The sequence below is a fragment of the Phycisphaerales bacterium genome, assembly GCA_040221175.1.
In the GTDB taxonomy this organism is placed as follows: Bacteria; Planctomycetota; Phycisphaerae; order Phycisphaerales; family UBA1924; genus JAHCJI01.
Genome location: JAVJVK010000001.1, coordinates 248,260 through 269,783 on the forward strand (window position 1 = coordinate 248,260; position 21,524 = coordinate 269,783).

Consider the following 21,524-nt stretch of genomic DNA (forward strand, 5'->3'; position numbering starts at 1 on the left):
CATGCCCCGCAGGCTCGTGGGTGAATTGATGGATGATCCCTCCCTCGATGCGGCGCAGCACGCGCATGCATTGGCGGGACTCGCGCGGCTCAATGCCCTCAGCGGGGTGTCGAGGCAGTTCTACCGCATCCTCGCCCGCGAAGCTAGCCTCGTTGACCGATCCCTCACCATCGTTGACGTCGCCACCGGAAGCGCCGACTTGCCCGTGGCAATCCTGCGGCAGGCTCGGCGCGACGGCGTGAGCCTTCGGTTCACGGCATGCGATATCAGTTCGGTCGCACTCGCGCAGGCTCGTGAGCGAGCCGCGAAGGCAGGCGTCGAGTTGGAGACACGCCAACTGGACATCCTGCATGAGGCGCCACCCCCCGCCGACGTCGCCATGTGCTCGCTCTTCCTGCACCATCTCCAGGACGAGTACATCCGGTCGGTGCTCGGCAAGATGGCTTCCGCCGGCAGGCAGGTCGTCATCAGCGATCTCTGCCGCGGGCCCTGGGGCTTGGCCCTGGCGGCCATCATCCCCAGGCTGGTCACGCGGTCCAGGGTCGTGCACGTCGATGCCGTTCGCTCGGTACGGGCGGCTTTGACGATCGGGGAGGCCCGCTCGATCACACGGGGAATCGCCGACGAGTCGGCGTGGCAGATCGATCGGGCCTTTCCCGCGCGTATGCTCATCCGATGGCCGGCAAGCGCCAGTACGACGCGATCGTGATCGGAGCTGGTCCGGCGGGTGCACTCGCCGCCGGTACGCTCGCCGCCCGGGATGTTCGAACGCTCATGGTCGACAAATCGGTCCAGGGGCGTTGGAAAGTATGCGGTTGTTGCCTGGGCGAACTGGGCCAGCGCGTGCTGTCCGATCTTGGTCTTTCCGATCGTGTGCTCAGGGCCGCAGAACCGCTTCGGCGAATCATGCTCGCCGCTGGCGGCAAGCAGGTCGACCTTGGGTTGCCCGGCTTCGTGTCAATCTCACGAGAGTCGCTCGATGCGGCGCTCGTCGCGGTTGCGCAAGAGCGAGGCGTGGAAACTCGATGGAACACGACCGCCACCATCCACGCGGATGGACGCGTCCAAGCCGGCGGCGAAGAACTGCTCGCCGGCGTCGTGATCGATGCCTCGGGGCTGAGGTCTCACGCACGCCGGGTCGCCAAGTCCGGGCGCATCGGCCTGGGCATGACGGCCGAGGTTGCAGGCGGCATCTCCGACGTGCTGACGATGGCCGTGGCGCGTGGCGGCTATGTGGGGCGTGTCGAATTGCCCGATGGTCGCACGGACTTCGCCATGGCTGCAACGCCGGCCTTCGTTCGGCAAGCCGGCTCACCGACCGAGGCCGCCCGGTCCATCTATCGGCATGCCGGACTCGATCCCGCAGAGGTACCCGATGGTCGCTGGCATGGCACGCCCGTGCTCACCCGCCAAGCCCGAGCCCAGGAGGGACGCATCCTGCGTGTGGGTGACGCGGCCGGATACGTCGAACCGTTCACGGGTGAAGGCATGTCGTGGGCGCTGCTCGGCGGCTCACGCATTGCCGACGACGCGATGGCATGCGCAGAACACGGCCCGGACGCATCGAATTGGCCAGCAAAGCTCCATTCGCTGCTCGCGGCACGACAGGCCCGGTGTCGAGCGGTGTCGATCGCCGTCCGCTCGCCGGGTCTCCTGCGCACCGCGATCGGGTTAGCGTCGATGTCGCCCGGCATCGGTACGGCAGGGGCAGGCATGCTCAGCGGTTCGCGTCGGAGCGTCGCATGACGGCCCGCCTGCTCGGCATCGGCACCGCCACACCCAGCGGCAGGCTCGATCAGGCCGCGGCCGCACAGATGGTCGCCACGATCGCGGATGCATCGCCCGGCCGGGCCCGCGCCATGGCCCACCTGTACGAACAGTCTGGGATCGAGCATCGTGCCATGGCCATCCTGGACGGCACGCGGCAGACGTATTACAACGGCATCATCCCCGATACCGCCCACCGGATGCGCACGTTCCACGAACTTGCGCCTCCCCTGGCTCACCAGGCCAGCAAACGAGCCATCGAGGCTGCCGGCGTAGATGCTCGGAACATCACGCACCTGGTCACCGCGAGTTGCACGGGGCTCGCATCGCCCGGGGTCGACATTGCGCTGATTGGTTCGCTCGGGCTCGAGGCCTCGGTGCAGCGCGTGAATATCGGTTTCATGGGTTGCCATGCGGCCCTGAACGCCATTCGGACGGCACGCGCTCTGGCCATGGCAGAGCCGTCCTCGTGTGTGCTGGTCTGCTGCGCCGAGTTGTGCTCGCTGCACATCCAGGCGTCGCAAGCCGACGGGTGCGCAGTAGCCGACGCACTCTTTGCCGATGGAGCGGCGGCATGCGTGATCGATGCCGACTCCGCGGCAGGTGCCCCGATCCTGCGTCGATCGGCCTCGATCCTGCTCCCCCAGAGCCTGGAAGCCATGGGCTGGCACATCGGCGAAGCCGGCTTCAGGATGTCGCTCTCGCCCAACGTCCCAGATATCCTGGCGCGATCGGTTCGACCGTGGATCGAAGACGTTCTCCGACGAGAACGGCTGGCCATCGAGGACGTGGCGGCGTGGGCGATCCATCCTGGCGGCCCACGCGTGCTGGCGTCCGTCGCGGGCGCTCTGTCGCTGGATGCCGCAGCGACGCGAGCGTCGGGCGACGTCTTGCGAACCCACGGCAACATGAGCAGCGCCACGATCCTGTTCATCCTCGAGAAACTACTTCAGCAGCAACACGCTGGTCCGCTCGTCGCGTTGGCGTTCGGACCGGGATTGACCGGCGAAGCGTTGCTTCTGGCCTGACTAGGGTGCCGACGCTGGGGCCATGCCAAAGACCATCAGGTCGGTCGCGGATCGACGCATCGGGGCGAACAGCACGAACGGACGCGCCACGCTCGCGGTCCGGCGGGGCAGATAGTCCTCGCTGAGCACGCGCGTGGCGGTTCCGCGGCCGGCTTGCGGGCCGGGCGTCCACAGTACCAGGCCATCGGGCGTTGAGCACAGCGCCCGGCCATCGCCCGCATCGACCGCCGCAACACTCTTGGGAGCCATCGCCACGAGCGAACGCCGGGACGTATCGACCGCGGCACAGCGATCCATGGCCGGATGGAAGAATATCGGCCCCAGCGATGCTTCGGTTGGCGCGACGGCGGAATCATCGAGCGCATCGCTCGCAGACAGGCCCTGCACGGCCGATTGCGACGCGGCCACGATCTGAGCCGCGCCGGGAATTCCTCCGCTGGCGGCCAACTCCCATCGCCGCACGACGCGTCCGACGTCGCCGCCCGATCGTGTCGTCAGGTCGATGAGCAGGATATCGATGGCGCCCCCGTCTCGAACGGCCAGGCACGTGGCATACCGCTGATCGGGTGCGAGCAAGGGGAACACCAAGTCCGCATCCGGCAGCGAGAGCCTGCGCCGCTCGCCATCGCGACCCCGCCATACGAGGGAGAATCGCTGCTCGCCCGCCCCACGCCGGCAATAGAGCAATGCGCCATTGCCCGCGAAGACTGCATGCGCCGACACCGAGTCGTCACGAACCAGCCAACGGACGCCCGCCGCGTCTTCGCTCCATCGCGCGATGCCGATCCAGCGCGTGCCATCGGGCCTGGGCGACTCCACGAGCACGCCCTCCACATCGGTGTCACGACCCAGCAGGATCGGCGTTTCGAGATCGAATACCTCGACGCTGGTGCGAAAACCGCCAACCCCCGGCTTCAGTGGAGCGATGGACACGGTGGCATGCTCACCGCGCGACAGGCTGACGCCGCTCGTCGCAAGCCGTTGGTCACGCGGGGGCGCTGGTGAGTCCTGCGTCGCCAGAAACTGCCCATCGGGGCTGACCATCGGAACACTCAGCCCGTCGTAGGCGATAGTGCCAAGCGACTCGACCGAGACCGACACGCGCGATGCCGTCGTGCCGCTGATCACGGGGCGGGCGATGGGATCGGCAGGCAGCGTCGGCGGTGCATTGTCGCGCTCTTCGCGCAACGCCTCGGTGCGCTGCTCGTCGACCACGCAACCAGCTGTTGACGCGGCCAGCAATGAAAGCAGGATGGCCCTGACTCGATTACCCCGGCTCGCTGGCATCCACGCCCTCCTCGTCGGGCACGAGTGGCTCGCCCTCCAGCGGTTCTTCGATGCCCATCTGCTCGCGCTGCATCCGCAGGCGCAGTCGGTAGGCCTCGTTGATGGCGTCCGCCTCTTCGGCGTTCTCGACGATCACGGGCGTGATGAAGATGAGCTGCTCGGTACTGCTCACCCCGGTCTCGCGAGAGCGGAACAGCCACCCCAGGATCGGGATGTCGCCCAGCAGCGGCACCTTCCGCACGACCTGCGAGTCCTCGTTTCGCAAGATGCCGGATATGACCAGGGTTTGTCCGCTACGGACGATGAGCTGCGTCGTCGTCTCGCGACGATCGACCACGACTTGACCGCTGGCGTTGGATTGTCCGGGCGCCACCGAGCTGAGCTCGATGTTTACCCGGAGGTCCACGTCCTTGTTGGGCGTCAGGCGAGGCCGCACGCGCAGCTGGATGCCGACCGCGCGATACTCGAAGCCCTGGGTGGTTCCGCCGCTGTCGGTCGTCTGGGCATTGGTGATGAACGGAATGTCCTGCCCGTCGAAGAACTCCGCTTCCTGATTGTCGCTGGTGAAGATGATCGGCCGGCTCAGGATGCTCACGTCCGTACGCTCGTTGAGCGCCTGGAGCACGGCGTTCAGATCGACGCCGACGTTCAGCACGCTGGTATCGAACAGGTTGCCGAACACGCCGCTCTCACTCGCCGTCGTGCTCGAGACGAACGAGATGGAGTTGTCCGTTCGGCTGAGGTTGATCGGAGAACTCGACCACCGGAGGCCCAGGGCCTCGGCATCATCGCGGCTCACTTCGGCGATGACGGCCTGGATAAGCACCTGCCGGCCCGGTTGATCAAGCTGCTGGATGAGATCGACCACCGCGGCTCGATACTCGGGCGGACTGAGCACCATGATCGCGTTCTGCCGCCACACGGGCACGATGCGGAGCTTGCCAATCAGGTTGCTCGCGCCGCTGTTGTCGGTTTGCTCGCGGGCGGTCTGCCACCAGAAGGTGATGCTTCCCGGATCATTCTGGGTTTCGGTCGTCGCCGTATCTTCGGCGTCGCTGGCAAAGGGACTCGAACCGGCGCCAGCGCCGCTCGTCAGCCCGCTCTCGCTCCGCGGGATGCTCGCAAGCGTGCCATCGAGGGCCAGCAGCGCGTTGAGTTGCTCGGCAACTTCCTCGGCCGACACGTGCTTGAGCGAGACGATCGCGGGCAGCCCCACGCTCTTGGGCTGATCCAGGTCCTTGATGATCTGATCGATGACTGCCAGGTTGTCCGGGCTCTTTGCAACCACGGCGATCTGGCCTGCCGAGGGAATCGCCTCGAATGCGAACTGTCCCGCCAGACGGCCCACGCCCTGCGACGAGCCCGAACTGCCCTGATTGGCCTGGTTGCCCTGCCCGCCACCGCCGCCGGCCGCCGCAGCGCTCGGCTCGCCAAACAAGCCAACAAGCAGATCTCGGACGGCGATCGGATCGCTGTTCTCCAGCGTGTAGATCCGCGGCGTCACGGTTTCTTCGGGAAGGGGCAGATCCCATTCGGTCTCGATCAAGTCGGCGATCTGATCCATGACGCCCTGCTCGGCAGCGACCGTCACGCCATTCTGCTGGGTGTTGGCGGTCACGCGCAGTTCGGCTGTCGAAGCGCCACCGCTGCTCTCTTCCTCGCCGCCGCCGCGACCGAAGAAGCGGTTGAAGTTGCGGCCACCCTGCTGCTGATTCTGCGTCGTCGAACTGCTTTCGCCAAACAATTCGGTGATGTTCTCCGCGATGAGTTCGGCATCGGCGTATCGAAGCCGGAACGTCCGCGTCACCAGTGCCCGAGAGCCCGGCTGGTCCATACCCGCCAGCAGGCCCTCGATTCGCCGGAGCAGACCGATGTTGCCCAGTACGGCGATGTGGTTGCTTGCCTCATCCACCGTGATCTTCGCGTACTCGGGCACGACGTCGCCGAGGGCCTCGGCCAGTTCCGATGCTTCCGAGTTGCTGATGCGATAGATCTTCTCGGCCATCGACCCGAGGTCGGTGCGGTCCATCACGCTTTCGCTGGGGCCGATGACGGGCACGTCCTGCCGTATGACTTCGTTGATGTCTCGGAGGATGATGATGTCTTTGGTCTCGACGATGGCCACGCCGTCCTGCTGAAGCGCCAGGATGACCAGATCCAGCGCCTGCTGCCGCGGAATGGGCTGATCGCTGACCAGCGTGATACGCGCTGGAAGCCGCATCTCGGGAACGATCACGACCTTCCCGGTTGCCTCGACGATGAACGGGATCAGGTCTTCAATCGATGCGTCGCGGAACGACAGCGTCGTCGGTGGGCCGTTCAGCACGCGGCGCCCGTCGGGGCCACGCTCCACGGCCGGCGCTTCCTGGCCGTCGTCTGCCTGCGGCTCAGCGTCCTGTGAGCCGAAGGCGGGAACCGCAAGCCCCGCTGCACACACCAGGGCGAGCATCGCCGATCGGGTCGTCCGGCTGCAACGAATATCCGCATTCATGAAGTAACCTCGCTTCAGCCATCCGCCGACGAGCGATCGTCGCGATTCGGAATTACCACTCGATCCCGGCCCATGAGGGGCACGTCAAACTCGATTCCCCGCCACATCACTCGGATCGACCAGGGGGCCGACGCTTCGAGCACGCGAAGGTTGTCGTCGTTTCCCTCACCGACCGCCAGGATCGTCTTGTCGTCAAACAGCACCTGCCCGTTCACGAAGGCCACGACCTTCGGTCCCCCGTACGTACTCGGCGCAGGCGGTGGCGATGGCGGTGGTGGTGGGGGAGCAGGCGGCGGTGGTGGTGGCGGTGGCGGCAGAGGGGGAGGCGGCGCACCGGGAACGAAGAACGGCGATCGACCATCGAGCTGCGCCCGATACCGCGCCGTAACATCGCCCAGTTCGTTGGTCGCGCCGACACCGGCATCCGCCTCGGGCAGCGAGAGCGTCGCCGAGCGAGCGATGCCGCCCAGCCCGACGATCAGTGCCACGCTCGCCGCAACGCCGGCGGCGCCGACGAGCACCCATGCCGAGGTTGGTGCACTCATGACGCGCTTCCCCCCGTCCGCCGGGCCGTCGTGCCGAGCGCCCAGGCCTCGACCGTAAGCGTCGCCGAAACCTGGCGGGAACCATCATCGGCACGCCGCACGATCACGCGCGTGACGGCAGCAACGTCGGCGTTCGCCTCCAACGCGCCGAGCACCTCGCTGAACGCCTCGGGCGAGGCGTCGAAGCTCACCGTGCTGACCAGCTTCACGAGCGAGCCGCGGCCCCCGTAGTACTGCGTCGCCGGCCCATCAGCCAGATTCTGCTCGGTCGTTTGCGTCCGAGCTCCGGTCACGCCGGCCTGCCGCAACGCAGTATCCACGGCACGGTTCAAGGCCGTTGCCCGCTCGCTCCGTGGCCCGGGCAACTCGATGGGGCCGTGCATGCGCGAGCCCAACGCGATGCGCTGCTGGTCGTCCTGCGCCTTCTCGCCCATGGCGCGAACCGCCCGGATGCGCGCCGCCATCGCGTCGGCGCGTCCAGATGCATCCACCGTTACGTCGACGACGGGTTCAACCAGCAGGAAATATCCGGCCAGGCCCGCGACAGCCCAGACCAGCCAACGCCCAGCCCGGGGCAGCCGGCCATACCACGCGAAGCGATCGGCGCCAGTCTTGGCTTTCGAGTGACTCATCCGCCGCTCCCAACTTCACGGTACCGAGCGATCAACTTGTCGGCCTCTTCCTTGAGCCTTGCACGGGTCTCCGCGTCATTCTTCTCATCGCGCGAGGCGCTGTTGCGGATGCGCCACTGATTCAGCAACTCACCACGATCCAGGGCCGCAATGTCAGCGTCCGAGATCGGTGTCGGTACCCCATCGACGGAGGCCGGACCGCGCTCGCTCGTGGGCCTGCGATCGCCCGACGCGTCTCGGCCGCCCTCGATCGCACCGTCACGCGACGCCCGTTCTTCCGTGCTGCGAGCCGACGAGGGCCCCGAAGGCCTTCCGCGACTCGTTGACGTGCTCGCCGCGGCAACGATGGGCGTGGCCGTGTTGCTGGCGCCCTCGCCATACAAGACCTCGGCCAAGGGCATGTCGGCAAAGTCCATCGGCAGGTTGCCCCGAGCCGTGGCGTTGCGGACGCGCGCGGTCACCTGAAACTCGACCGAATCGCCAACGATCTCACGGCGAACGACCGTGACCGATCCCAGCGTCCCGAGTTCATTCAACGCGGACTCATACCTCGTAAGCAGCGTTTCGGGTGGGTTCTCCAGCGTCGGCCCCCCCGGCGCCACTTGGACGAAGCCTTCGATGTCGATCTGAGCGTTGCTGTCCATGCGGACACTCTCGAGCACCACGTGCACCGGAGCGGCGGCGCTCACCTCGGCAAGCATCTTGCTCATGGGCCATACGCGCTCGTTGAGCTGTCCGTAGATCGCCGACAGCCGCGCGTCGGCTTCGTATCGTTCACGCAACGCCTCGGCTCGACCAACCTTCGAAGTCAAAAGCATCTCACGGGCCTTCGCGCTCAACAGCGGAGCGAATAACAGAACGAGCAGGCACACGATGCAGGCCAGCACGACGTGGCGTCTCGAAGACAGCCACGAATTCACGCGATCGCCGACCCCCTTGCGCTCGGCGGGTTGGTCGCGTCGCAAGCTGGCAAGGGCGCGAACGGTGCCGTCCGGATGCACCGCCAGCATGCCGGCGCAGACCGCGACGAACGTGCGCGAAGCTTGCGAATCTGTCTCCGACCAGCCTCGAACCAGACGCGACAGCGACGCTCCGATTTCCGGTGACCACCCAACGCGGCGGCCTTCCCAGGGCGATGCAGCCGAGCGAAGCGTTGAGCGCACCTCGTCCTCATGCAACCCCACGGCCGTAGCGGCCTCACGCAACCGCTGCTCGACGTGGGCATCCGTCGCGACGACGTCAGGCGACTCTCGAAGCGAGCGCACGATCATGCCCTCGGGGCCGCGGGCTGCGACGATCAGCACGCCCGACTGGGCATCGCTGCCAAACACGCACCCCTCGGCCAGCGAGACGGCCAGACCAAGGGCTGCCGGTGCCGTCGAGTACATGGAGCCATCGTCGACGCCGCCCGACTCATCCGCTGTTGGCATCCAGGCCGTCAACAGCGCGGTTCGGCCTTGACCCTCGACCGGAACGGCACCACACCCCCGGCGATGAGCCGGGACTCGCTCGGGCAACTCACCATCACCGAGGATCTGGAGCACGCTGGCAAGTTCTTCAACAGGAAGATCATCGACGCCTCGGCAACGAACCAGGGAACGCTCCCAGGGCGCCACCCGGACGAGCGGCACCCCATCGAAGTCGCCGGTCGTCGACAGCTGATAGCCGTCGCCGCGTCGCTCGAGCATGACGCGAACGTCGTCGCCGTCGTTCTGACGGTCAAGCGCGACCACGCGCTGGCTGGGCTGTGTCTCGCGTTGCCTGGCCAAGAGATCCCCTTCCGCCGGTCGCCTATCGGAATATCACGTCTCGGATCACGACGGGAAGCCGCGACCGATCCACGGTAGCAATCATCTCGACGCGCGTCCCGGACGCTTCATCGATACCCACGCTGCGAATCACAAAGACCGAACTACGAAAGCCAAAGACCTGCATCAGTTCCTGCACCCTGCCGCGCGTCAGGCCGGGTACTTCCAGCAGGTCTGTTGCGGTGCGAAAGCCCAGGGGCCGCCCCGCACGCTCGCGGATGATCGTATCGGCGATCGAACTGGTGACCCCCGGTGCATACGCGAGCGTGTCTTCGGAGACGGTGTTGATGTTGATGCGCCCGGGAATCAGTGGTCCGGAGGCGTCGAGCCAGGTGCCGTCGATGGCTGCTTCTTCCAGCAACAGCCCGATCTGTTCATCGTTCAGCGGCTGGGCGCGTGCGTCGATCGGCTGACCGGTCAGGCCCGGAAGGGACCGCAGCGGAGTGGTAATCAGCGTCTCGAGCGCCGCGGCGTTCGTGCCCGCGTACTGAGCGATCACGTCGGCCTGTTCGGCCGTGATACCCACGCGACCCACCAGTTCCCCGCCGCCGAGCCCAAGGCCCAGCCGGACGCGAGGCTGGCCCGAAAGCCCATAAGTACTCTCGCTGCTCACCACCGTCAGGATGCCCGACCAGCCAGCTTCCAGCACGCCGTCTCCGTTGTCCGGCGGCCAGGTTTCATCACCGTCGTTCTCGTTCGGGTCGAGCACGTTGTTGAGGTTCCAATCCTCCTCGCGCGCGTCAATGGGCAGAATGCCCAGAATGAGCTCGAGTTCTTCGATCGACTGCATCGGGCCGTTTCGTGGCTCGTATGCGTGCTCCTGAGACAAGTACGAGCCCACCTCGGCCCCCAGCGGGCTCACCTCATCGTCCGCATCGGTCCAATCGATGATCCGCGAGATCAGGTCCTCGGTCATGTTGGGCAGCCAGAAGAGGTCGTCGGCCGTCATTCGCGCAATGTTGATCCGGGCGCTCGCGTCGGCGGGGCCGTCGAACCGTTCTCCGCCCTCCCAATGCTCGATGCGATACGAGCCGCTCGTCCCGATCGTCCCCCGGGAGGCCTCGGCCATCCGGTCGTAGACGTCGTATGCGTCGGTCGGATGCGGATCTTCGGTGTCGTCGGCCAGGATCGCAACCATCTGTTCTACGCCCGAAACCGCGGCCCAGCGAGCGCGAACTTCCGCGAGGCTATCACGTGCACCAAAAGCCTGGCCCAGCCCCGCTGACTGCACGCCCAGCACGAGCACCGCCGCGAGCCCGATGACCCACAGCGCCAGTACGGTGGCAAAGCTCTTGCGCGACCGCCTCACGGTTCGTCCCCCTCGCTCGCGGCTTCAATCTCTGCCAGCGTGGGCTGCGCAAACACTCGCGGCAGTGCCGCCACGCGCCGAGCCACGGCCGTGCCACGGCCATCAGGCGTCGCGGTTCGCACCTCGATGACGACCATGTGGGGCAGTCCATTCTGGTCCGAATCCCAAGCCGCCCACACGCCATCGGCGTCCGCCGCCGTCACGGAGAAGCTCACAACGTCGCGAGCGATTTCGCTGGTCACGCCGCCCGCGTCCTGATACTCGTCAAAGGCCATGTCCACCCGGCGCCATAGCGAGGATCCCTCCGCCCCGCCGCGGATCCTGAACCCAACCTCGAACTCGCCTCCCTCACTTTCGAGCGCCGCGTTGTCCACGGGCCGTACGGATTCGAGGCCGCGTGCAATCAGGTAGATCGAGTCTTGCGAGATCTCACCTCGGCCACCATCGCGAATGACCAGCCGTGTCTGCGACAGGTCCTGCCGCCGGACGGTCTGAAGCACCGCTCGCTGCACCATCTGGGCGGCCTGATCCGCGCTCGCCCAGGCGCGCGCGTTGGCGCGGGACGCCTGCCGGGCTGAGGCTAGACGCGTGACCGACGTCGCCACAAGCCCCGTGATCAACGCAATCACGCCCGCCGCCGCCAGCGTTTCGATCAGCGTGAAGCCACGGAAGCGTGGGCGGGCAGGCGTCATCGGTCGATAGCCTCGGGCGGCTGGCGGTTCGGGTCGGGCTCGTCGCCCAGCCTCGGCGCAATGAGTGCGTCGAGTTCGAAAGAACGCGGCTGACCCGTCGCAGATTGCCATGTCACGCGAACTTTTACTTCATCGGCCTGGCCCGCCCCTCCCGAATCGATGTCGACGCGATACTCGAACCGCTCAAAGGGCTCGCTGGCCCGGCCGCGGGACCGCAGCACGCGGGTGTATTCCTCCGTGCCATAGGCATAGATCGTCGACATCACCTCGTCGGCAACCATCCCTGCCTGGCGCAGGGACGCAGCCTCTCGCTGCATGGCCAGGGCCCGCGTCGAGACCACGAGGATGCCCCCCAGCGCCACGCCGAGCAATACCGTGCCGACGATCACGTCGACGAGCAGGAAGCCCCCAGATCGGCGATGCCGCGCTACCAAGGCGTGCTCTCCATGCCAGTGGCATCAAGGTCCACCCGTCCAGGCGGCTCGATCAGCCGATCACCCTCGACGACCACCGCACGCAGCGCCCCTGGCATGAGCGCCACGCTCACTGGGCCGCTGCCGCCAGCAAGCCCGATCTCGACGCTCGAACCAGCACCGAGTTCAACGATCCACGGCGAACCCCGCTGGGCCATGCCATTCACGTAGACCGACTGCACCGTGGCACGGTTCAGGACCGCCGGCGGCATGAACGGGTCGCGCTCCCAGACCCAAGACTCGAGTCGACCCTGTTCGACCAACGCTCGGCGCTCGATTGCCACGCTCTTGGCGTCCGCTCGCACGCGCAGCGGCTGCGATCCGACGGCCGATCGACCCGCGGCATTGGAGAGCAGGCCCGCGATCGCGTCCGCCTCGGCCGTCACGCCGCGCCCCGCCAGGGTGGCTACGCGCGGCACCGTCAGGCCCAGGATCAGGCCCACGATCACCAGCGTGACCACCAGTTCGACCAGCGTGAAGCCGCGGTGCATCGATCCTCCAGATCCATCACCCCCGATCCGAGTGATCAGGGCTTGATGATGTCGGCATCCTCGCCCTCGCCGCCCGGCTGCCCATCGGCGCCATAGCTCACGATGTCGAAGTCCGTGTTCTTTTCGCCCGGCGCCACGATGATGTACGGATTGCCCCACGGATCGATCAGCATCTCGTCGTTGCTGATGTACGGCCCGTTCCACGTACCGCTCATCCCGCTGGGTTCCTTGCGAAGAAACTCCAGCGTCCCCGTGTCGGGCAGCTTGCCCATATCAATCAGGAACACCTGGACCTGCCCGGCGATGCTCGCGGCGTTGCTCTCGGCGGTCGCCTGGCGGCTCTGGCCGATGCGGCTGAACAGTCGCGGCACGACCACGGCCGCGATGATCCCCATGATCGTGATGATCACCAGCACTTCGATGATCGTGAATCCCCGCCGGCGACGGCGCGTTTCGTTCTTCTTCATGTCCGCTCCATGCTCATGCCTGCTCGTATACATCCATCACATCGCGTTTCCAGCGACGTCCTGCAACTCAAGCATCGGAAGCAGGATCGCCAGCACGATGAAACCCACCACGCCCGCCATCGTGACGACCAGCAGCGGAGGAAGCAGCGTCGTCACCAGCTTCAGCGTGGCCTCGGTTCGCTCTTCCATGGCCCGGGCCGCATGGCCCAGAAGTTCTTCCAGCCGCCCGCTTCGTTCGCCCATGGCCACGATCTGGACCAGCATGGGCGGAAAGTAGCCGCTCTGCTCCATGGGCGTCGCCAGGGTCTTGCCCTGGCTCACCTGGCTGACCACGTCGTCGATGACGTTCTCGAGCGCACGATTGCCCAGCGTTGCCCGCGTGATACGCAGCGCCTGGAGCAAGCTGATGCCAGAACCCGTCAGCGTGCCCAGCGTCCGGGTGAACCGACTCACCGCCACGTCGCGAGCCAGCAAGCCGATCAACGGCGTGGCCAGCAACGCCCGATCCATGCTCAGCCGTCCCTCGTCGCTGCGCCGCATCGCAACAAAACCGGCTACCAGAAAGCCCAGCAACGCCAGGATCAACCACCACCAGCCCAGCACGAGATTCGCAAAGCCCTGCACGACCAACGTGGGCCATGGCAGGTCGTCGATCGCCCCTGCGGCCTCTTCGAGGATCTTGGGCGCAATCACGGTCGATACCAGCACGATCGACGCAAGGCACAGCACCAGCAGCAACCCAGGATACGTCGTTGCGCCCACGAGCGCGCGCTTCAGCCGCACGTCGCGCTCCAGAAGGTCGGCAAGCTGGCCAAGCACCTCGGCAAGCTTGCCAGATGCCTCGCCCGCACGCACCATGTTCACGCTCAGGTCGTTCGCAAGCTCGGGCGAGGCCTCCAGCGCGTCGGCAAGGCCCCGACCATGCTCGACCTTCTCGATCACCCGCTCCATCACCGCACGCTGCGCCTTGCTCTTGCGCTGCCGGGCGATCAAGCGGAGTGCTTGCACCAGCGGCAAGCCAGCATCCAGGCCAGTCGACAGCTCTCGAATGACCGCGGCCCGCTGCGTACCGCTGAAACGGCCACTCAAGAGCGAGAAGCCCGCCGAGGACGCCGGCTCGTCGGAAGCCGCCGAACCAACCTTGGTCGAAGCCGAGAACGCATCCATTGGCTCGACGACCAATGGCGTCAGTCCACGACGAGACACTTCGCGGATTGCCGCGGCGCGCGTGGGCGCGTCGATGATCGGAGCGTCGCCACCGCCGGCGCACTGCACGCGAAAGCTCGGCATCAGTCGGCATCCTCGAGCAGCATGTCCGTGCCGCTGTCCTGCGTTGCGCGAAGGACCTCACCCACGGTCGTCAGTCCCTGCGATGCCTTGATGAGGCCGTCACGCCGCATGGTCTGGTGCGTCGGGTGCGCCGTCTCCAGGAGCTTTTGTGCGTTGACACGATCGCCAATAGCCGCACGCATGGCGCGCGTGACCGTGAGCACCTCGTAGAAGCCGATTCGTCCCTTAAAGATCGATTGGCCGGCATCGTGCGAGTCGATCGCCTCGCCGGTCGCTTCCGCGAACAACTCACGTTCTTCGGGCGTCAGCCGAAGCATCTCGGCATCGGTCGGGCGATGCGCGAACGCATATGGCTTGGCCAGCCGCCGTCCCAACCGCTGAGCGATGACCGCCTCGAGTACGCTGGCAAGCAGGAACGGCTCGATGCCCATGTCCAGCATTCGGCCCACGGCGCTTGCCGCATCGTTGGTGTGCAGCGTGGACAGGATCAGGTGGCCCGTCATCGCCGCACGCACCGAGATCTCCGCCGTCTCGCCATCGCGAATCTCGCCCACCATCACCACGTCGGGGTCCTGACGCAGGATCGATCGCAATCCCGATGCAAAGCTCAATCCACGCTTTGGATTGACCGGAATCTGGTTCACGCCCTCGAGCTCGTACTCCACCGGATCTTCGATCGTGATGATCTTTTTCCGCGGGTCGTACAGCTTGCTGAGCGCGGCGTAGAGCGTGGTGGTCTTGCCCGAGCCCGTCGGACCGGTGACCAATACCATCCCGTGCGGAATCGCGATCAGGCGATCGATCTCGCGCCGGTCCGTCTCACGCATCCCCAGCGTCGTCAGGTCCAGTTGCAGGCTCTGCTTGTCCAGAACGCGCATCACGATCGATTCGCCGTAGATCGTCGGGGCCGTCGAGACACGGATATCGATCTTGCGGCCGTCGAACCGGAGCGTGATATGGCCATCCTGCGGCGCATACCGCTCAGCAATGTTCATCCCCGCCATGATCTTGATGCGGCTGGTGATGGCCGGCTGCAAGCGCTTGGGCGGCGGCTGCTGCTCGACCAGCACGCCGTCGATGCGGTACTTGACCTTCAAGTCACGCTCGAATGGCTCGACGTGCACGTCGCTGGCGCCAAGACGGATCGCTTCCAGGATCAGCAGGTTGACCAGGTTGATCAGCGATGGCTGCTCGGCCATCCGGTGCAGGTCTTCGGCCTCGATCGATTCGAGGTTGGCCAGCACCTCTTCGTCGCCGCCGCCCATGCCCAGGTTGGCGGCCATTGCGGCGGCCGTGGTGCCATACTCACGCTGGACGAGCGCCCGAAATGCCGGCTCGGCAATCGCGACCGGCGTGACCGGCCGACCGACGATGAGCGAGGCCTCGTCCGCCGAGGCCCAGTCCGACGGATCCAGCATCGCAAGCGCGATGCGGCCCTCGCGCTCGCCGATGGGCGCGGCATGCAACCGAGCCACATCGTCGCCACCCATCAGGCGCGAGATCGCACGCTCCACCGACGGCGCCTCGGTCAGCAATGCCGGCCCCGCTTCGACAGCATCATGGCCACCGCCCGACGGGGGGTGGTCGACGTGCCCATTGCTCGAGCCTTCGCGCGTATCACGGCCTGTCAGCGTCGTCCGGTCCAAGGTTGCTCAGCCTCCCCCGAACTCGCGGAGCACTTCGTCGGCATCGAAGCCCGACTCGCCCACCTCGGGCATGTTCTCGATCTGCTGGGGCGTCAAAAGGCCCCGCACACGCTCCACGAATCGCTCATCCAGATCCTGGCGAGCCTGTTCGGCTTCATCAACCTCGGTCGAATCCTGCCCCCAGCCCCACCAGTTCATCTGGTCGCCGGACTGTTGCTCGTCGATCGCCTTGGCCCAGCGATCGTTGATGGGCGATGCCTCGCGCTCGTAGCTTTGCCGAATGGCCTCCAGGCTCTCACGCTGCTCGGCCGTCAGATCATCGAGCTTGCCTGCCGCCTCGATCTGGCGCTCGGCCTTGCTCTGTCGGTACACGGTGGGCCACGTGCGGCGCTTAACCTCCCGGTCCCACGCGCCCTGACGGTCGGCAGGCAGGACCTGCATGATCTGGCGTGCGTAGCGGGCGTTGATCGCCTTGCCCTGCGCTCCCAGTTCACGCATCTCGGTCATCGCTTCCTGCATCTTCGTCATCGCGTCCTGATCAAAGCCCATCGACTCGTCGTCGTCGGCCATGTTCTTCATGCGCTCCATCTGCTCGCGCATGAACCCGTACGAACGGTCGATCAACCGCTTGTAGACCGGATCGATCTCGGCCTCATACGCGAGCAACGCCTCACGAGCGGGTTCATTGCCCAGGACCTCGACCTCACGGGCAATTTCACGCAGGTCGATCGTTCCGCCGTTGACCACGCTCATCTGGCCGGCAGTCTCGACCTTCTCGCGCCTGCGGGCCCGCTCGACCCTGACAAAAGCCTCCTGCTGGCCCGGCTCGATGGCGATCATCCGAAGGTCCTCGAAGAACGTCTCTTCGAGGGCCTCCACGCGTTCAAAGAAGCCCAACATGATTTTGCCCATGGGCTTCATCATCTTCTGCCAGTCGCCCGTCTTGCCCGCTTCCTCCTGGAGCCTCCGCATGGCATCCATCAGGGTGTCGTTGGCCTGCTTGAACTTGTCCAGATAGTCCCGGTGCAGCATCTCGGCGGTTTCCTGCTGCACCTCGTCGAAACCGAGCAACTCCGAGTACCGGTCGACGGCCGTTCGCCCGATCGCCATCTGCATGGCGTCGTTGCCCATGCCCATGCCGAACTGAGCACGAGCAGGGCTGGCGCTCAGGAACACGGCCAGGAGCATACCGATCACAACCCATACGGATGTCCGTGATGCGCCGCCACACATTGCCATCTTCATGTCGCTTCCCCTACGTCAACCACCGCGTCGCCCGCGAGCGGGGCGTATCGAGCCGGCAGCCAGATCCCACTTCCTTCTTTGGGATGATCGCCAAGGGGTTGCACCCCGAAGCGAGCATTCCATGCCCTCCGCTGATCCTACGGCTTACCGGGGAGATCGGATCGTCCGACTCTCGCTCGATCCGGGCGTGAACTCGAATCGCAGCTCCGACTCGGCCTTGGGCAGTTCGGCCAGTTGCTCGGCTCGAAGGATCGACGTGAGCTTCGATTCCAGCCGCTCGTCGAGCTGCAACACGGCCGCTTCGGCCTCATCGCTCGGCGAAGGGTCCTGTCCGTGCACCACCAGCACGACGCCCGGTGGCAGCCGATCCTCCGCTTCACGCTCCCGCTCGGCGACCACCCACCGATCTCGCGCGGCGGCAACGTCCCGCTCGTGCTGATCGGCGGCGGCTTGCAGTTGATCCCGTTGCGCCTCGTCGAGGGTCGCCAGGCCCATGGCGGCTTCGAGTCGACGCTCCCCGCTGGTCTTCTTGTACACACGCGAATACGCCTGCCGAAGCCAGGCCGACTCGACCCGATCATGCTCGAGCACGCCCGCCAGCGTTCGGACCGCCTGCTGACCTGCCGTTGCGATCCTGGCGTCCAACGTCCGAAGAGGTTCGTACGGATCCTCCTCGCCATCAAAAATGAACACGCCACCATTGAAGCCGGGGCCGCCGCCGATATCTTCGGCCTTGCGCATCCGTTCGACCAGCAGACCATCTACGTGGACCGCCCAGCGTTCCAGCACCTCGGTAACGGCGGGTTGCCCATACGCGTCGGCAAACTCGGTTCGCACCAGATCATCCAGATCGACCCGCGCCTCGGATCGCGTCAGCGAGCCCAGGTTCTTCGCCCGACGGTGGATGCGTTCGGCTTGCTCCCACAACACGTCCTGCTCGGGGGACAACATCGCCCGCATATCGCGAAACAGCGTCTGCTCGAGTTCCGCAACCGCCGACTGGTGAGCGCCATTGACTTCCTTCATGCGGGCCATCATGGCCCCGAAGTCGCCGTCGGTCACCTCTTTCCGGGCGGCTTCCAGGTCCTGTCGCAACCTGTCGTTCAACTGCTGGCGTTGGTCGGCAAATTCCTTGAACATCTCGAACGCGACGTCGAGTTGGATCTCGTCGAGCCCCAGCACTTCGCCCATCCGCTGCATGGTCTCTCGAGACAACGCCCGGCCACCCCGATGCACCCCGCCGGGCGCACTCGTGGACGTAATCATGACAGTGTCTCCCTGCTGACCGAGTGCCGGCGTGCCAACTGCCAGACCCAGGCCCACGATCGCCACGCCCCCGAGCTTCAGTCGCATACCGATGCCTCCTTCAGATAGACCAGGACGACGCGCCGCACCACTCCCAACAGGTGGATGCGCCGCGTCGTGATTGCCGTCAGCGAGGCCCTGGTCTGCTGGCCAGCCGACGATCAGAACTCCCGCTGTCGAGACCGCTGCTGCTGGCGATCACCACCGCGGCCCGCCGGACGGGCTCGATCACCCCGCCCTTCTCCCTCATCGTCGGCGCCGATGGCCGCCTCGAGCTTCCCGGCCTGCTCCTCGGTCAGCACCGCCCTGATCTGCTGTACCGTCTGGTCGACCACGTCACGCTTCTCACGGAACAGCTCCCGCGTGCCGTCCTCGTTTCCCCGGCGCCCACCACGCATCATGTCCCGAAGGCTCATGTTGACTTCGTTGCTCTCGATCGTGTCGGCAAGCTTGCGGTTCACCTGATCCATCCGGCGGCTCGTCGAGAGCGCAATCGCCTCGATCTGCTCGCGCTGGTCGCCGCTCAGGTCTTCCAGGCCCCTGGCCGCCTCGATCGCCCGGTCGGCCCGGTTTTCGCGATACACCGTCGGGAAGCTCGCTCGACGCACGGCCGATTCAAGCTCCGGGAGCTTCTCCCGCGGCATGATGGCCTCCAGCCTCCGGGCAAACGTGCGGTGCGTATCCCGGACGCGCACGCTCGCCTCGCGAGCGCTCTCGAAGTGGCTCTGCAAGGCCTCGAAATCGCGCTGGCGGAACATCTCGATGCCTTCCTCGAACTTGTCGTTCCGGGCCATTAAAGCTCGATCCAAGGCAAGCTCGTAGTCCGCCAGGACGGTTTGAGCCTCAGCGGCCGGCTCGCCCTCGAGTTGCAGGCCTTCCACGATCTCGAACAGGTTCACTCGCTCGCCGCTCATCAGCCCCCGCGGCAGCGTCGTCGCCCTGCGATGGGCCATCTCCACCTTGGGCCAGGCCTCGGCCTGTTCGGGCGTCAGCATGGTTTGCAAGTCCGCCATCAACTGCGATTCGAGCGTCTCGACACGCTCGCGGGTCTGCTCGCCCAGTTCGCGCAGGCTCTCGAATGCCGAGCGGTCGCGCGTCTCCTCAAACTCCTGGCGAGCCTTCTGGGCCGCGTCGCGCATGGTGTCCATCGTCGACTGCACGCCGTCGATGTATTCCTCGAGCATCATCTGGGCGATCTCTCGCTGATCGGCGTCCAGCCCCAGGATGTCGGCGTAGTCCTCGAGTTGCTCGCGGTTCACCTGCGGGCCCTGAGCCCCGCCGAAGCCGCCGCCCCCGCCGCCAAACTGGGCCAGGGTCGGCCGCGTCATCGCCAGCATCGCCACGCACGCACACCCGATCAGAATCCGATTCAATAGCCTGCTCATCGTTGCCAGCCTCCAGATAAGGGGACGCACCGCGCCCACTCGGCCCAACGCCCGTGTACACCCGCTTATTGCCCGCATCCTCGACCGTCCACCCGGCCGGCCGGTTTCCCAACCCATACCATGGCTCCCCATGCTCCGAAAGGTCCTCCACAGCAAGATCCACATGGCCGCTGTCACCGCGGCCCGTCCCGACTACGTCGGCTCTATCACCATCGACCGCCGACTCCTGCGGGCCGTTGGCCTGCGGGCCAGCGACGCGGTCGAGGTCGCGAACGTCGCCAATGGCGAGCGATTCGAGACCTACGTCTTCCTGGGCGACGATGGCGTCATCGAGGTCAACGGTGCCGCCGCCCTGCTGGTCAATCCGGGCGACAAACTCATCATCATGCACTATGCCTACATGGACGAAGCCGAGTACGTGGCCCACCAGCCCAAGGTCGCGCTCGTTGCCGATGGCAATGCCCTCGACCGGGTCGTGGCCTACGACCCCTGGCCCTAGGCGGTTTGCATTTGAGGCGCCTCGATCAGCGCCTCGTGCGCCGACCAGAACTTCTCAAAGCTCGCCGAGATCGAGAAGTCTTGCGCCCAAGGCACGCCCGCCGCCCCCATGGCCTTCCGCTTGTCGTGGTCGATCGCCAAATCGCTCACCGCGTCCACCCACGCCGGTGTCTTATGTCCGGGCAGCACCAGGCCCGTTCGGCCGTCGTCCACGACTTCCTTGGGCCCGCCCTGATCCGCCACGATCACCGGGATGCCGCTTGCCTGGCTCTCGAGCACCACCTGCCCCAGCGTGTCGGTCAGCGACGGAAACACGAACATGTCCGCCGACGCATACAGCGTGGCCAACTCGGTTCCATGCTTGAACCCCGGGAACACCGTCCCGTGCCCGCCGAGCGCCGACTTCATCTCGTCCAGGTACGGCCCGCCACCCACGATCACGAGATGCGCATCCACGCCCGCCGCCTTCGTCCGCTCGCGCACCTGCGTCCAGATCGCCGTCAGCATCGGCAGGTTCTTCTCGGTGCTGATGCGGCCGACATACAACACTTTCACTGAGTCGCGTGGCAGGCCGTACTCGTCCCACACGCCCTCGTCCTTGTGTTTCGCGTCGAAGTCGTCCAGCTTGATGCCCGGTTCGAGCTTGGCCATGCGATCCCGCGAGAAGCCGAGCTTCTCCAGCGACTCCATGTACTGCTCGCTGCGCGACAGGATCAGCTTGAACGGCTTGTAGAAGTACTTCATGTACTGGGCCGTCACCGTGCCGTACATCTCATCGTGGAACAGGTGCTCCAGGTACGCGGGGAAATCGGTGTGGTACACCCCTGCGATCGGGATGCCGCGCTTCTTGGCATAGTCGCGGCCAACCTTGCCCACCGAGCCCGGCGTCGAAACATGCACCACGTCGGGCCTGAACTCGTCGGCACGCCTCACGAGGTCCCGCTTCTGCGGAATCACCATGTCCAGTTCGGCGTACTTGGGCATCTTCATCGCGAACCGAGGCTTCACGTTGTAGAAGCAGGGGTCATCGGGCACCTCGAAGCGCGTCGACGTGGCGATCAGCATCTCCCGCCCGGCCGCCATCGATTCGTGCCCCATGTTGCGAATGAAACGGCTCACGCCATTCACATCGCCAAGCGTGTCGGTGAACAGCATGAGCCGCATG

The 21,524-nt window shown here is 65.9% G+C and carries 20 protein-coding genes; 4 read left to right on the forward strand and 16 right to left on the reverse strand.

Annotated features, from left to right (window positions below; genetic code table 11):
* The first annotated feature begins 1 nt into the window (after position 1).
* Genes RIE32_01060 through RIE32_01070 form a run of 3 tightly spaced genes read left to right on the forward strand, consistent with a single transcriptional unit; the run spans position 2 to position 2,795 of the window.
* Positions 2–709: a methyltransferase domain-containing protein gene (locus RIE32_01060; protein ID MEQ9094832.1), complete on the forward strand. Its 708-nt coding sequence runs from the start codon at positions 2–4 to the stop codon at positions 707–709.
* Complete coding sequence (locus RIE32_01065) at positions 676–1,746, forward strand: FAD-dependent monooxygenase (GenBank protein MEQ9094833.1); 1,071 nt, start codon at positions 676–678, stop codon at positions 1,744–1,746. The genes RIE32_01060 and RIE32_01065 overlap by 34 nt, the downstream gene beginning before the upstream one ends.
* Positions 1,743–2,795, forward strand: a complete 1,053-nt coding sequence (locus RIE32_01070; protein ID MEQ9094834.1) for a type III polyketide synthase — start codon at positions 1,743–1,745, stop codon at positions 2,793–2,795. The genes RIE32_01065 and RIE32_01070 overlap by 4 nt, the downstream gene beginning before the upstream one ends.
* Here the strand turns inward: RIE32_01070 and RIE32_01075 are convergent, their stop codons facing one another.
* From RIE32_01075 to RIE32_01145, 15 genes are all read right to left on the reverse strand, one after another.
* Entirely contained in the window at positions 2,796–4,082 is a 1,287-nt protein-coding gene (locus RIE32_01075) for a hypothetical protein (GenBank protein MEQ9094835.1), read from the reverse strand.
* Complete coding sequence (locus RIE32_01080) at positions 4,063–6,573, reverse strand: secretin N-terminal domain-containing protein (GenBank protein ID MEQ9094836.1); 2,511 nt, start codon at positions 6,571–6,573, stop codon at positions 4,063–4,065. Before RIE32_01080 ends, RIE32_01075 begins: the two co-directional genes overlap by 20 nt.
* Positions 6,574–6,587: 14 nt before the next feature.
* Positions 6,588–7,118, reverse strand: coding sequence for a hypothetical protein (locus RIE32_01085; protein MEQ9094837.1), 531 nt, complete (start codon positions 7,116–7,118; stop codon positions 6,588–6,590).
* Positions 7,115–7,750 (reverse strand): hypothetical protein, encoded by a 636-nt coding sequence (locus RIE32_01090; protein MEQ9094838.1) that lies wholly within the window; start codon positions 7,748–7,750, stop codon positions 7,115–7,117. Before RIE32_01090 ends, RIE32_01085 begins: the two co-directional genes overlap by 4 nt.
* Positions 7,747–9,519 (reverse strand): hypothetical protein, encoded by a 1,773-nt coding sequence (locus RIE32_01095; protein MEQ9094839.1) that lies wholly within the window; start codon positions 9,517–9,519, stop codon positions 7,747–7,749. Before RIE32_01095 ends, RIE32_01090 begins: the two co-directional genes overlap by 4 nt.
* A 22-nt stretch (positions 9,520–9,541) precedes the next feature.
* Positions 9,542–10,867, reverse strand: a complete 1,326-nt coding sequence (locus RIE32_01100; GenBank protein MEQ9094840.1) for a type II secretion system protein GspK — start codon at positions 10,865–10,867, stop codon at positions 9,542–9,544.
* Positions 10,864–11,559, reverse strand: coding sequence for a type II secretion system protein (locus RIE32_01105; protein ID MEQ9094841.1), 696 nt, complete (start codon positions 11,557–11,559; stop codon positions 10,864–10,866). Before RIE32_01105 ends, RIE32_01100 begins: the two co-directional genes overlap by 4 nt.
* The gene (locus RIE32_01110) at positions 11,556–11,993 is read right to left on the reverse strand and encodes a hypothetical protein (GenBank protein MEQ9094842.1); all 438 of its coding nucleotides are present in this window, start codon (positions 11,991–11,993) and stop codon (positions 11,556–11,558) included. Before RIE32_01110 ends, RIE32_01105 begins: the two co-directional genes overlap by 4 nt.
* Positions 11,987–12,523 (reverse strand): type II secretion system protein, encoded by a 537-nt coding sequence (locus tag RIE32_01115; GenBank protein ID MEQ9094843.1) that lies wholly within the window; start codon positions 12,521–12,523, stop codon positions 11,987–11,989. The genes RIE32_01110 and RIE32_01115 overlap by 7 nt, the downstream gene beginning before the upstream one ends.
* 35 nt (positions 12,524–12,558) lie before the next feature.
* Entirely contained in the window at positions 12,559–12,990 is a 432-nt protein-coding gene (gene gspG, locus RIE32_01120; GenBank protein MEQ9094844.1) for a type II secretion system major pseudopilin GspG, read from the reverse strand.
* Positions 12,991–13,026: 36 nt separating this feature from the next.
* A complete protein-coding gene (locus tag RIE32_01125; protein MEQ9094845.1) occupies positions 13,027–14,280 on the reverse strand; it encodes a type II secretion system F family protein in 1,254 nt (417 codons plus the stop codon).
* Positions 14,280–15,926 carry a GspE/PulE family protein gene (locus RIE32_01130; GenBank protein ID MEQ9094846.1) on the reverse strand — a complete coding sequence of 549 codons (1,647 nt, stop codon included), beginning with the start codon at positions 15,924–15,926 and terminating at the stop codon, positions 14,280–14,282. The genes RIE32_01125 and RIE32_01130 overlap by 1 nt, the downstream gene beginning before the upstream one ends.
* A 6-nt stretch (positions 15,927–15,932) precedes the next feature.
* Positions 15,933–17,102: a hypothetical protein gene (locus RIE32_01135; protein ID MEQ9094847.1), complete on the reverse strand. Its 1,170-nt coding sequence runs from the start codon at positions 17,100–17,102 to the stop codon at positions 15,933–15,935.
* 213 nt (positions 17,103–17,315) lie between these two features.
* Positions 17,316–18,524 carry a hypothetical protein gene (locus RIE32_01140; GenBank protein ID MEQ9094848.1) on the reverse strand — a complete coding sequence of 403 codons (1,209 nt, stop codon included), beginning with the start codon at positions 18,522–18,524 and terminating at the stop codon, positions 17,316–17,318.
* Between the two features lie 113 nt (positions 18,525–18,637).
* Positions 18,638–19,861 carry a hypothetical protein gene (locus RIE32_01145; protein ID MEQ9094849.1) on the reverse strand — a complete coding sequence of 408 codons (1,224 nt, stop codon included), beginning with the start codon at positions 19,859–19,861 and terminating at the stop codon, positions 18,638–18,640.
* 130 nt (positions 19,862–19,991) lie between these two features.
* On the opposite strand from RIE32_01145, the gene RIE32_01150 reads away from it, so the two are divergent.
* Complete coding sequence (locus RIE32_01150) at positions 19,992–20,360, forward strand: aspartate 1-decarboxylase (GenBank protein ID MEQ9094850.1); 369 nt, start codon at positions 19,992–19,994, stop codon at positions 20,358–20,360.
* Here RIE32_01150 and RIE32_01155 read toward each other — a convergent pair.
* A complete protein-coding gene (locus RIE32_01155; GenBank protein MEQ9094851.1) occupies positions 20,357–21,523 on the reverse strand; it encodes a glycosyltransferase family 1 protein in 1,167 nt (388 codons plus the stop codon). The genes RIE32_01150 and RIE32_01155 overlap by 4 nt on opposite strands.
* Position 21,524: the final 1 nt, after the last annotated feature.

Bases quoted from the DNA above. Each gene is read 5' to 3' on its own strand.
- RIE32_01060 (MEQ9094832.1), top strand. From the start codon at position 2: ATGCCCCGCAGGCTCGTGGGTGAATTGATGGATGATCCCTCCCTCGAT.
- RIE32_01065 (MEQ9094833.1), top strand. From the start codon at position 676: ATGGCCGGCAAGCGCCAGTACGACGCGATCGTGATCGGAGCTGGTCCG.
- RIE32_01070 (MEQ9094834.1), top strand. From the start codon at position 1,743: ATGACGGCCCGCCTGCTCGGCATCGGCACCGCCACACCCAGCGGCAGG.
- RIE32_01075 (MEQ9094835.1), bottom strand. From the start codon at position 4,082: ATGCCAGCGAGCCGGGGTAATCGAGTCAGGGCCATCCTGCTTTCATTG.
- RIE32_01080 (MEQ9094836.1), bottom strand. From the start codon at position 6,573: ATGAATGCGGATATTCGTTGCAGCCGGACGACCCGATCGGCGATGCTC.
- RIE32_01085 (MEQ9094837.1), bottom strand. From the start codon at position 7,118: ATGAGTGCACCAACCTCGGCATGGGTGCTCGTCGGCGCCGCCGGCGTT.
- RIE32_01090 (MEQ9094838.1), bottom strand. From the start codon at position 7,750: ATGAGTCACTCGAAAGCCAAGACTGGCGCCGATCGCTTCGCGTGGTAT.
- RIE32_01105 (MEQ9094841.1), bottom strand. From the start codon at position 11,559: ATGACGCCTGCCCGCCCACGCTTCCGTGGCTTCACGCTGATCGAAACG.
- RIE32_01115 (MEQ9094843.1), bottom strand. From the start codon at position 12,523: ATGCACCGCGGCTTCACGCTGGTCGAACTGGTGGTCACGCTGGTGATC.
- gspG (MEQ9094844.1), bottom strand. From the start codon at position 12,990: ATGAAGAAGAACGAAACGCGCCGTCGCCGGCGGGGATTCACGATCATC.
- RIE32_01125 (MEQ9094845.1), bottom strand. From the start codon at position 14,280: ATGCCGAGCTTTCGCGTGCAGTGCGCCGGCGGTGGCGACGCTCCGATC.
- RIE32_01140 (MEQ9094848.1), bottom strand. From the start codon at position 18,524: ATGCGACTGAAGCTCGGGGGCGTGGCGATCGTGGGCCTGGGTCTGGCA.
- RIE32_01145 (MEQ9094849.1), bottom strand. From the start codon at position 19,861: ATGAGCAGGCTATTGAATCGGATTCTGATCGGGTGTGCGTGCGTGGCG.
- RIE32_01150 (MEQ9094850.1), top strand. From the start codon at position 19,992: ATGCTCCGAAAGGTCCTCCACAGCAAGATCCACATGGCCGCTGTCACC.
- RIE32_01155 (MEQ9094851.1), bottom strand. From the start codon at position 21,523: ATGCGGCTCATGCTGTTCACCGACACGCTTGGCGATGTGAATGGCGTG.